Source organism: Bacillus sp. 3G2 (genome assembly GCF_044324725.1).
Taxonomy (GTDB): domain Bacteria; phylum Bacillota; class Bacilli; order Bacillales; family Bacillaceae_G; genus Bacillus_A; species Bacillus_A mobilis.
Genome location: NZ_CP172246.1, coordinates 1,528,639 through 1,540,734, shown reverse-complemented (window position 1 = coordinate 1,540,734; position 12,096 = coordinate 1,528,639). Strand labels below are relative to the sequence as shown.

General features: G+C 36.7%; 11 protein-coding genes. 1 reads left to right on the top strand and 10 read right to left on the bottom strand.

Annotated elements, in window-relative coordinates:
* Positions 1-65 precede the first annotated feature (65 nt).
* Entirely contained in the window at positions 66-2,744 is a 2,679-nt protein-coding gene (locus tag ACHZK0_RS07920; protein WP_395761397.1) for a PBP1A family penicillin-binding protein, read from the top strand.
* A 23-nt stretch (positions 2,745-2,767) separates the two neighbouring features.
* On the opposite strand, the gene ACHZK0_RS07915 is transcribed toward ACHZK0_RS07920, so the two are convergent.
* The 10 genes from ACHZK0_RS07915 to panB form a co-directional block, all read right to left on the bottom strand.
* Positions 2,768-3,286 carry a YpoC family protein gene (locus tag ACHZK0_RS07915; RefSeq protein ID WP_395761396.1) on the bottom strand — a complete coding sequence of 173 codons (519 nt, stop codon included), beginning with the start codon at positions 3,284-3,286 and terminating at the stop codon, positions 2,768-2,770.
* Positions 3,287-3,289: 3 nt separating this feature from the next.
* A complete protein-coding gene (nth, locus tag ACHZK0_RS07910; RefSeq protein ID WP_097817821.1) occupies positions 3,290-3,937 on the bottom strand; it encodes an endonuclease III in 648 nt (215 codons plus the stop codon).
* A 15-nt stretch (positions 3,938-3,952) separates the two neighbouring features.
* Positions 3,953-4,660, bottom strand: coding sequence for a DNA replication protein DnaD (dnaD, locus tag ACHZK0_RS07905; RefSeq protein WP_071721963.1), 708 nt, complete (start codon positions 4,658-4,660; stop codon positions 3,953-3,955).
* A 121-nt stretch (positions 4,661-4,781) separates the two neighbouring features.
* Positions 4,782-5,969: an aspartate transaminase AspB gene (aspB, locus tag ACHZK0_RS07900; RefSeq protein ID WP_395761395.1), complete on the bottom strand. Its 1,188-nt coding sequence runs from the start codon at positions 5,967-5,969 to the stop codon at positions 4,782-4,784.
* A gap of 18 nt (positions 5,970-5,987) precedes the next feature.
* Positions 5,988-6,491, bottom strand: coding sequence for a DUF5590 domain-containing protein (locus tag ACHZK0_RS07895; RefSeq protein ID WP_262740698.1), 504 nt, complete (start codon positions 6,489-6,491; stop codon positions 5,988-5,990).
* 7 nt (positions 6,492-6,498) lie between these two features.
* On the bottom strand, positions 6,499-6,669 hold the full coding sequence (locus ACHZK0_RS07890; RefSeq protein ID WP_061679511.1) for a YpmA family protein: 171 nt from the start codon (positions 6,667-6,669) through the stop codon (positions 6,499-6,501).
* 250 nt (positions 6,670-6,919) lie between these two features.
* Positions 6,920-9,724: an ATP-dependent DNA helicase DinG gene (gene dinG, locus ACHZK0_RS07885; RefSeq protein ID WP_395761394.1), complete on the bottom strand. Its 2,805-nt coding sequence runs from the start codon at positions 9,722-9,724 to the stop codon at positions 6,920-6,922.
* Between the two features lie 128 nt (positions 9,725-9,852).
* Positions 9,853-10,236 (bottom strand): aspartate 1-decarboxylase, encoded by a 384-nt coding sequence (gene panD, locus ACHZK0_RS07880; protein ID WP_395761393.1) that lies wholly within the window; start codon positions 10,234-10,236, stop codon positions 9,853-9,855.
* Between the two features lie 12 nt (positions 10,237-10,248).
* The gene (gene panC, locus ACHZK0_RS07875; RefSeq protein ID WP_262740700.1) at positions 10,249-11,097 is read right to left on the bottom strand and encodes a pantoate--beta-alanine ligase; all 849 of its coding nucleotides are present in this window, start codon (positions 11,095-11,097) and stop codon (positions 10,249-10,251) included.
* On the bottom strand, positions 11,097-11,933 hold the full coding sequence (gene panB, locus ACHZK0_RS07870) for a 3-methyl-2-oxobutanoate hydroxymethyltransferase (protein ID WP_262740701.1): 837 nt from the start codon (positions 11,931-11,933) through the stop codon (positions 11,097-11,099). The genes panC and panB overlap by 1 nt, the downstream gene beginning before the upstream one ends.
* Positions 11,934-12,096: the final 163 nt, after the last annotated feature.

Below are 12,096 nucleotides of genomic sequence, written 5' to 3'. Positions count from 1 at the left end.
AGAGTCATCACTAAGGCTCTTTTTTCGACTTTTGGGGGAGAGAATGAAAGGTAGGAGAAAGTATAATGTCAGATAATTATCGTTCTCGTACAGAACGAAATCATGTAAAAAATCAAAAGCAAGAAACAAATAAAGAGAAAAAACCAAAGAAAAAAGGCTCCTTTTTTAAAAAATTCCTTATAGGTTGTCTACTTCTTGGTATCGTTGGTCTTATAGCTAGCGTTTCCGCTTTCTTTGTTATGGTGAAGGACGCTCCAAAATTAGACAAATCAAAACTTGTCAATCCTTTATCAACAAAGTTTCTTGATAAGAATGGGAATTTTTTCTATGAATACGGTGCTGAAAAACGAACCCACGTTACGTATGATCAAATTCCAAAGGTAGTTGAAAGTGCATTCCTTGCAACTGAGGATTCACGTTTCTATGATCATAATGGAATTGATTTTAAACGAACTACAAAAGCAGTTATGGAAAATGTCACTGGAGGATTCGGATCTCAAGGTGGTAGTACGATTACACAACAAGTAGTCAAAAACTATTTTCTAACGATGGACAAAACTGCAAAGAGAAAAGTACAAGAATGGTACCTATCTTACAAATTAGAGCAACAATACTCTAAGCATGAGATTTTAGAAATGTACTTAAATAAGATTAACTTAGGTAACCGCTCGTATGGTATTGCAACAGCAGCCAAAAAATATTATGACAAAGATTTAAAAGACTTACAGTTACATGAAGCTGCAATGCTTGCAGGTTTACCCCAAGGTCCTAATATTTATGATCCAACAAAACCAGATAACGTTGAACGAGCTACACAACGTCGTAACGTCGTATTATCATTAATGAATCGACATGGTTATATAACAAAAGATGAAATGGATAACGCAATGAAAATCTCTGTAACTGAGGGTCTTCAACCATCTTCAGAAGTAACAGAGATGAAGTATCAAGCATTTTTAGATGCTGTTGTAAAAGAAGTTGAAAAAGAATATCCGGATGTAAATATCGGTTCAGATGGTTTAACAATCCATACAACACTTGATCAAGATGCTCAAGATTATGCTGAAAAAATTATGGATGGTAATCTTATTAAGTATCCGAACGATCAATTCCAAGGTTCATTCGTATTTATGGATACACAATCTGGAGAAGTTCGAGCAATTGGAGCTGGGCGTAAAGAAAGTAAGTCTACTTTCAAAGGTCATAATATGGCCACTGATTTAAAACGCCAAGTCGGTTCAACAATGAAACCAATTTTCGACTATGGTCCAGCAATTGAGAATTTACAATGGTCTACATACCATCAATTAAATGACTCAGAGTACACGTATTCCAATGGGAAAAAAATACGAAATGCAACAAATAGTTATAAAGGTGACGTTTCACTACGTGAAGCTTTGAAAAAATCATTAAACATTCCGGCTTTAAAGACAGCCCAAGCGGTTGGCCTTCCTAAGTCACAAGCGTTTGCTGAAGGTTTGGGTATGACATTTAAAGACGGCAAAACATATGAATCAACAGCAATTGGTAGTAACGATAGTTCACCATTACAAGTAGCGGGGGCATATGCAGCCTTTGGTAACGGTGGGAACTACAATAAACCGCACTTCGTAAAAGAAGTTATCTTCCCAGATGGGAAAAAGAAAAGTTTTAAACCGAAAGAACAACGTGCGATGCAAGACTATACAGCTTACATGGTCACTGACGTTCTTCGTGACGTAGTAAAACCTGGTTCTGGCGGTACTGGTCCAACAGCATACGTTTCAGGTGTTGATGTTGCCGGTAAAACAGGAACACAAAACTTTGATGCAGACGTTATAAAAGAATATGGTATTCCAGCTGATGCAAACAGAGATAGCTGGTTCGCTGGATATACACCGCAATATACAATGGCAGTATGGACTGGTTACGAAAAAAATGGCCCAGAAAACTACATTAGTGATCGTTATACTAGAATTGCACAACAAATGTTCCAAGTAATGATGAGCAAATTCGCTACAGATAAATCTCGTTTCGAACGCCCTTCTTCTGTACAAGAATTATATGGTGAATTGTACGTAAAAGGTGCTAAGAAAGATGCGGTTAAACAAATTAAAGTAGATGCACCTAGTGGTCTTAATGTCGCTTTCGATGGTGCTAGCACAGTTACACTAAACTGGTCTGGACCAGCAGAAGTTGATGCGTATGCAGCAAGCTATAAAGCGACTGACGGTTCAAGTGGTAGCCTATCAATAAGTGGTACAACAGCTACTCTTGGTGGTATTAAACCAGGCGTTACTTACAGCTTCTCTGTAGTAGCGAAAAAAGGTAATGGAACAAGCCCTGCAGTTGGTGCATCCTTCACTGCACCTGGCGGAACTCCAGACCCGAAAAAAGCTGAAGACGACGCTAAGAAGAAGGCTGACGAAGAAGCTCAGAAAAAAGCTGCTGAGGACGCACAGAAAAAAGCTAATGAAGATAAACTAAAACAAGAAGAAGCTCAGAAAAAAGCTGCTGAAGAGCAGCGTAAACAACAAGAGCAACAAGAACAACAACGTAAACAACAAGAAGAAGCTCAGAAAAAGGCTGCTGAAGAAGAAGCTGCTAAAAAGAAAGCTGAAGAAGAAGCTGCTAGAAAGAAAGCTGAAGAAGAGGCTGCTAGAAAAAAAGCTGAAGAAGAACAACACAAACAACAAGAACAACAACAAAACACCGGAGGAGATACACCCCACGCAGACGGAAATGTTGTTACAACAGAGTCTTAATACAAAAAAAGAAGTCCTTTCTCTTAACGAGAAAAGGACTTCTTTTTTGTTATCATATTCTTTACGTATAGCTTTTCAATTTCAATATACAACTGCGCTAACTGAATATAGGAATGATAATTATTCGGTTTCCTTATAATGAACGAATATCGCTCCATAAAATTAACTGGTTGTACTTCCAATTTACTCGTATAAGCTTCCATTTCGTTCAAACTATGAACAGGTTGCTCATTTAACCAATATACAGTCGATAACAAATGTGCGGCAAAAAGAATCATTGGACCTTCAGCTTCTTGCTTATTTCTGTTTCGAAATAGTGTAGCAATGTCTTCATGCTTACTTTTCCATACGTTCAACAGTACAGGAATACTATTTTCAATTTCTTTCCACGGCTCATCTTGCCTTTCCATATCATATATAAAGTAAGTATTTTGTATGATTTCTTCAAAAGATTGTTCTGTATGATACGCAATCGAATCCATACTTTCTTTAAAAAATGGTAAGCATCGAAATTCTTTCGGTATTTCTATCACTCGCTCCATCCTTTATTTCCCCTTCATTCGCTTCTTTCCTTCACGACATACTTCTAGTAAGCGGCACTCTTCACATTGTGGTCGCTGTGCTTTACAGTGATAACGTCCAAAGAAAATCATACGGTGATGTGTAACGCTCCATTCATCCATCGGAATTTTCTTCATTAATGTCTTTTCTACTTCTAACACCGAATCTTTCCATCTACAAATCGCTAATCGTTTACTCACTCTCTCTACATGCGTATCAACAGCAATTGCCGGAATACCATACGCTACCGAAACAACTACATTTGCTGTTTTTCTCCCTACTCCTGGTAACTTCGTCAGCTCGTCACGATCTTCTGGAACTTTTCCATCATAATCATCCAGCAACATTCGGCACAATTTTTGAATGTTTTTTGCTTTATTTCTATACAACCCAATAGAACGTATATCTTGTTGTAACTCTTCTAGGGAAACACTTAAATAATCTTCTGGTGTTTTATATTTTTGAAATAAATTTTTCGTCACTTTATTTACAAGTGCATCTGTACATTGTGCAGATAATGCCACCGCAATTACTAATTCAAACGGATTATCATGAATTAATTCACAATGTGCTTCTGGATACATATCCGCCATTGTATCTAAACAATAGCGAATTTGCGTTTTATTTAACATATACTTCCTCCTACATTACTGCTCCAACCAATTATAAAAAGGCACTTTCCCAGTAAATTTCGTCTCTTGTTTTGTCGTTTGCTGCGTTCGTTGCTGATTTGCTCTAAATTTTCGTCCTTGGTTTTGGGCTTGATCTACTGTTTTAATACCATTCTTTTTCCACTCAAATAAAATACGATCAATATATCGGAAATTAAGCTTACCACTCATTACAGCTTCCCTGAGGGCCGCTTGAATTAAATTCGGATGATGTTGATCTTGATCCTCCCACATCCCCAACGTTTCACATTCAAACGGAGAAAGTGGTCTTCCAAATTCTTTTTCAAATACTGTATATAAATTTACTTGCAGTTGTTTTATTTCTTTTTGTTCTTCCTCTACTGATTCATTCATTAAGAAATGCAATATTTTTTCCCATAGCGGTTGTAAAGAATAACTTTCACACATCATCGCTTCTGATTTTTGTCCACCTTCTAGTGATAAAAAACCTTTTTGAATCAATGCCTGAATGACTTCCATACATTTCATTTCAGTAATCGTCATCCGTTCTGAAATCTCTGACGGAGTCGGAAACGAATTGCCCGATTCTAAAAATGTGTGTACATGAAGTACAACCATAAATTCCATTTCATTTAACCCTAATTTTTTATAATGCATCATAAGTAATTTTGGAATTGCAATGCTTCCCTGCTCAAACCACTGTAACATCATTTTCTTTTTCATCACCAAACACCTCGCTCTCTAGTATAACACACCTTTCGCTATTTCTTTTTGCCACAATTCGTCAAAAAAACCTCCCTATTATGTAGGAAGGTTTTTTGTATTGCGTTAATAAAATATACAATTAAGCTTGCACTTTACTTTTCATAAACGTATGAATGCGTTCTAATGCTTCCTCTACTTGTTCAAGAGATGTCGCATATGATAAACGAACGTTATTTGGAGCACCAAATCCTGTACCTGGTACAAGAGCCACTTTTTCCTCTTCTAATAGAGCTTTTGCCCAATCATCAACATTTTCATATCCTGATAAAGCTACAGCTTCTTTTACATTAGGGAATAAGTAAAATGCACCTTGTGGTTTAATGCAAGTAAAGCCAGGGATTTGAATTAATTTATCATAAATAATGTTTAATCTCTCTTCAAATGCTTGACGCATTGTTTCTACAGGTTGTTGTGAGCCTGCATATGCCGCGATTGCGCCGTATTGAGCGATTGAAGTAGGGTTTGACGTACTATGACTCGCTAAGTTCGTCATCGCTTTAATAAGCTGCTTATTTCCTGCTGCATATCCAATACGCCATCCTGTCATAGAATGAGATTTAGATACACCATTAATAATAAGTGTTTGTTCTTTTAATGCATTAGAAAGCTGGGCAACCGAAGTATATTCTGCTCCACCATAAATTAATTTTTCATAAATCTCATCTGAAACGATTAAAATATCATGCTCTAAACATACTTCTCCAAGCTGTTGTAATTCCTCTTTGCTGTAAATCATTCCTGTTGGATTGCTCGGTGAATTAATAATAACTGCTTTCGTTTTCTCTGTAATTGCCTCACGCAGCTGCTTCGCTGTAATTTTGTATTCATTGTCTTCCAGACCTTCTACATAAACTGACTTACCACCAGCAAGCTTTACTTGCTCAGGGTAACTTACCCAATAAGGAGTTGGGATGATAACTTCATCTCCTTCATCAAGTAATACTTGGAATAATGTATATAATGCATGCTTTGCACCGTTACATACAATAATTTCAGATGGATCATACGCAATTCCTTGATCACGTGTAAACTTTTTCACAATTTCTTGTTTTAACGCTTGTAATCCACCTGTTGGTGTATACTTCGTATGTCCTTCTAACATTGCTTTATGTGCAGCATCCATAATATGTTCTGGCGTATTAAAGTCAGGTTCTCCTGCCCCTAATCCAATTACATCATGACCTTCTGCTTTTAATGCTTGTGCCTTTGCTGTAATTTCTAAAGTTGCAGATGGTGTTAAAGCAGCTACTCGCTTTGCTAATTTCATTTGTAGTTCCCCCTACATCTATTTTTCAATGCTGTAGTGACCAGCATAATCCCCATTTTGAAACTCTAAATAATAATACGTATAACGATCTTCCTGATCAATATATGTAATTTCCCACAACGGAATATCGTTTTGAGCACCTAATTTTACTTTTATAATTTCTTTTGGCTTTGGCTTCGGCTCATCGCCTTTTCCTGTAGCTTGTTCAGCCAACTTTTGCAAAGCTTCTTTTTCAGGAATACCTTCACTCTTTTTCTTCACAAGGACATTCCCTTTTTTATTCGGCACCCAAACAATAATTTGTTCTCCTTTTTCGTCTACACCTTGTACGACTGTATATGAAGAATTTCCGTTATAATAATCAACAGATTTTACTTTTGTAAGCTTTGCCTTTTCTTTTGCAATTTCTACAGATTTTGCCTCTTTAGGGATTTTCTTTTCCATTGCTTTATTATAAACATACGCCCCATATATTCCGCTAGCAACGATTACGATAACGATTGCAAAGATCCACTTTTTCATTGTATCACTACGTTCTGTAAATCGTAAATACAGCTGTTTCTTTGTCTTTTTCGTCTAATGCTAATCCGAACATGAGGTCCTGCTCTTTTAACGTACGATTCAAACTATCAACGACTTTATACAAGTCAGACGAATATTTAAGACGCGTCGTTGATAGGACTTCGATTTTCTTATCCATGAAAAAACTCCTCCGTTACACAAAAATTTCTAATTATAGAAGAACGCAATGCGGTTACAATAAGAGTACATTCTTTACAACCCCTGCTTCATCACCCATCTATTATAGCAGGACATGTACTGCAAAAAAAGGTTTCAAGTCGAAAACCAATACATTTTGTATACAAGAAGTAAGAAAAATAAAATTCCTCCTACCCACATTTTTTACGCCTGAAGTTTAAATGTACTTCAGGCGTATTTTTCTTCCAATTTTATTCAGTTGACCGTTCCTTTAATTGTTCTAACAATGCTTCTAAAGGACCTTCATAAAGCGGGACAGTTGGGATTGATTGTAAAAAACGTTTTCCATAAGAAGCGCTTGTCAAACGACGATCTAATACAAATACCGTTCCGGTATCTGTACTTGTTCTAATCAGACGACCAAAGCCTTGTTTGAAACGCAAGATTGCTTGCGGGAGCGCTAACTTAGCGAATACGTCTTCTCCTTGATTTTTTAACCACTCTCCTTTTGCTTCCATCATCGGTTGATGAGGAGGCGTAAAAGGAAGCCGGACAATAACAAGACAACTAAGGGCATCTCCAGGTATATCTATCCCTTCCCAAAAACTACTTGTTCCTAACAAAATCGATTTGTCGAACTCTTGAAATTTACGAATGAGACGACTTCGGCTCTTATTATTCACACTTTGCGTTAATAATAAATAACCTTCTAATTCCTCATCATTTTTCAAATTCGTATACGCTTCTTTCAACATTTCATACGAAGTGAATAAAACGAGCATTCTACCTTTTGTAGCTTTCGCTATTTTTGCAATATGTGCCGACACAGATTCAATATATTCTTCATTACTTGCTTGCTTAATAAACGGCACATCTGTTGAAACCATTAATTTCATTTGTTCTTCAAAACGGAATGGTGACGGGACCTGTAATGTATTTGGAGCAAAATCATGTAAACCTAGCTCCTCTTTTATATAATCAAATGAAGCATTTACCGTTAACGTTGCTGATGTAAAAATAACACTCTTTTTTTGTGTTAAAAATTCATCCGCAAATCTTTCACCAATATGAACAGGCTGTGCATATAAAACCGTTGAATGAATTGTTCCCTTCGTTTCAGTCTCCATCCATGTCACGTATGAATTTTTTTCTAAAATGAGCAATTGTAAAGATTGTTCCATCTTTCTCAACAACTCAATTAAATGCATAAATTCACCTGTAACAACATGCATCTCCCATTCTAATTTACTTTGCAATATGTCAACTTGCTTCTCAAGTGTAGTCAACAATTTTCTTACATCGTATACAAAACGATTTGTTAACTCGGTAATGCTATCCCATAACTTACCTTTCTCTACTTCCGTGTTATATCGATAAATGAGTGGCATATTGCTTATCCCTTGTTCCTGCTTTGTTTGCTTAAAGATAAAAGCACGTAACATTTGGAATAGCTCATCCGCATCAAATTTCAATTCCTTCAAACTATGACTCACCATACGGAAAGTTGAACGAGAGGCTTGCTCTGATTTTTTCATCATTTTATATACTTTAGAAAGTACATCATCTGTTTCTAGCGTACCAAGTCGAGATAAAACTAGCTGGAAATACATACAGGAGAACTGTTCACCTAATGTTCTACTCGCCGCTTCCTCAATATGATGAGCTTCATCAAAGATAATATGTTCACATGAAGCAAAAAGTGGTTCTTCACTTGAAAAATCTTGAAATAATAACGCATGATTTGTAATAACAATATCTGCAAATAATGCTTTATTCTTTGCTCTTTGATAAAAACAACGACTATACCAGTTGCTTTGCATTCCGCCTGGACTATGTACATCACTACAAATACGGTTCCAAAGTAACTTTCCGCCCTCAGGAATATTTAACTCATCCCGATCACCAGTTTCTGTTTGCAATAACCACACTAAAATTTTTGCCTTTGTGAGCGCCATATCATAATTTTTCTCTTCCTCTTGCAAAGCATATTCAAATTTATGTAGACAAAGATAATGCTTTCTTCCTTTCAAAAGAGCTACTTCAAATGAAAATGGCATTATTTTCTGTAATAATGGAATTTCTTTTTCTAATATTTGTTGTTGCAATTGTACTGTGTGGGTACTAATGATGACAGGTTCTTCTTTTTTCGTTGCAAAATAAATACTTGGAAGTAAATATGCAAGAGTCTTTCCTGTTCCTGTTCCTGCCTCAATTAGTGAAAATCTAGAATCTCTTAGTGCTGTATATATTTCCTTCATCATAATCTGTTGGCTTTCTCTTTTTTCAAACTTTGGCATATTCAATTCAAGTTTATCGATTGTCTTATGCAAGAAAGCATCAAATTTAGATGAACATGTTTCACTGAGATTTAAAGAATAATTACGCTTTCGAAGCGCAATATTTCGATACACTTCATATCCCTCTGCTACTTTTTTACCATGCATCATTTTATTTAAAATATTTTCAGAAAGTACATCCGCTATATCACTTTGAAAAACATCACTCAATTCATAGAGCGATTGCAAGGTGACAAGTGGTAACTTTTCAATTTCATTTAAAAATTGTAAAAATAATTCCGCTGTTGCAAGAGCATCACTATCCGCACGATGCGGTTGATCGTGCTCTAGTTCATGTTGTTTAGCTAAATCACGTAATTTATAACTATCAGCCATCGGCAAAAGAATTTGCGCCAACTCAACTGTATCAACTTTCGGACAATGTACTTCTGTATATCCAGCCTGCCTTAATTCTTCCGTTAAAAAATTCCAATCAAAGTGAACGTTATGTGCAACGAAAGCTGCACCTTGTAATAGCTCAACAACCATCGGGGCTACATCTTGAAATAACGGGGCTTGCTTAACCATACTCTCATCAATCCCTGTTAGTTCTGTAATAAATGGCGGAATCTCTCTCTTCGGATTAATAAAAGATGAGAAAATCTCTAATATCTCTCCATCTTCCACTACAACAGCTGCAATTTGGGTAATTTTATCCTTCCCATCCTTCCAGGAGTTCCCTGTCGTCTCTAAATCCACAACGACATAACGCTTACTCATATATGTAACACCTCAATTTCTTACCTATCAAACACAAAATTATATAATGTTACTATACCACGTTTTATCTCATCTTAATGAAAAGATGCACAAAAAAGCTATCTCTGTAATAGAGATAGCCTTCTTACTTATAATATCGTACCCGCTTTTTCAGCACCTAACATTTCAATAATTTGATTCTCATCGTCTAATACTGCAATTTTCGGCGCTTGTTTATGAATATTTTCTTCTGTCACTAAACCGTAGCAAATGATAATAACTTTATCCCCTGGCTGTACAAGCCTTGCAGCTGCACCATTTAAACAAACAACACCGCTACCACGTTCGCCCTTAATAACATATGTCTCTAATCGAGCACCATTATTATTATTTACGATTTGTACTTTTTCATTTTCTACAATATTTACTGCATCCATTAAATCTTCATCAATTGTAATACTACCTACATAGTTTAAATTTGCTTCTGTTACTGTTGCGCGATGTAACTTCGCTCTCATCATTGTGCGAAACATAGTTGCTCCCCCTTATTTAACCGTTACTGTTATATTGTCAATTAATCGTACATTCTCAAATTTAACTGCAATTGCTAAAATGATTCGTTCTTCAATTTTATCCATTACTTGTAGTGAAGGATAAGCATATAAATCAGCATAATCTACAGTGCCTTTCGTATACGTCTCAATATACTCTTTCACAAGAGTTGTAATGATTTCTGCATTCCGTTCGCCTGCTTCAATTTTTTCTTTCGCTATACATAGACTGCGGTATAATTGAGGAGCCTCTTCACGCTCTTCTTGTGATAAATACACGTTCCGAGAACTTTTCGCTAATCCATCTTCTTCCCTTACAATATCCACTGGTACGATCGTAACCGGAATATTAAAATCAGCAACAAATCCTTCAATGACAGCAACTTGCTGTGCATCTTTCATACCGAAATAAGCACGCGTTGGCAATGTAATATTAAACAGTTTCATTAGTACAGTCGCAACTCCAGCAAAGTGACCAGGTCTTTGTTTGCCACATAATACATCGGTACGCTTCACAACTGCTACTGTTGTCGTTTGTTCTGCTGGATACATTTCTTCTACGCTCGGATAAAATAAATAATCTACACCGTTTTCTTTTGCTACATTTTCATCTCTATCAATATCACGAGGGTATCGATCTAAATCTTCATTCGGTCCAAACTGTAGCGGATTGACAAACACGCTTAAAACTACAATTTCATTTTCTGCTCTTGCTTTACGTAATAAAGTCGCATGACCTTCATGTAAATAACCCATCGTTGGAACAAAACCAATACTTTTTCCACTTGTACGAAGTTCGTTTGTAATTTGCTGCATCTCTTGCACTGTAGTTACGATTTTCATTATTGTTTTCCTCCGTATAAGGCTAAGCATTCTTCCTCTTTCATTGTGAATGAATGTTTTTCTTCTGGAAATTGCCCTGTCTTTACTTCCGTAACGTATTGTGAAATCCCTCGCACAATCTCCTCTTGAACAGACGTATATTGCTTCACAAATTTCGGAACACGATTTACTCCGTATGAGATAAGATCATGATAAACTAGTACTTGCCCATCTACTTTTTTCCCTGCTCCAATTCCAATCGTTGGAATTGTTAGTTGCTTCGAAATTAATTCCGCTAACTGCATTGGCACACATTCTAACACAAGCGCTATCGCACCAGCTTCCTCACATCTCTTCGCATCTTCTATTAATTTTTTTGCACTTTCAGCATCTTTTCCTTGTACTTTATACCCACCTAGTACTCCTACAGATTGAGGAGTTAAGCCTAAGTGCGCCACGACAGGAATTCCCGCGTTCGTCAAGTAATGAATCGTTGATACTACTTCCCCTGCACCTTCTACCTTCAGTGCATGAGCACCACTCTCTTGAACGATGCGGCGTGCATTCTCCATCGTATCTTGAGGCGACACATGATACGACATAAATGGCATATCAGTTACAATAAACGTCTCTTTCGCTCCTCGGCGTACAGCTTTCGTATGATGAATCATATCCTCTACTGTTACAGGTACTGTTGAATCGTATCCGAGCACCACCATCCCAAGGGAATCTCCAACTAGAATCATATCAACTTCAGCTTCTTCTGCTAATTTAGCAGATGGATAATCATACGCCGTTAGCATCGTAATCGGCTCACCTTGCTCTTTCATCTTCAAAAAATCTGTTTTTGTTTTCAAAAACTACTCCTCCTTTATGCAGGAGAGAGGAGATGGCCGAAATCATATAAAAAACCCCTCTGGCCATAAAAGGGCAGAAGGGTTGTGTGTTAGTCGGCATTATTCATCCCTCTGTCCCAGTCCATTATTGGATCAAGGCAGAATCCAAGTTATTATTTTTTCG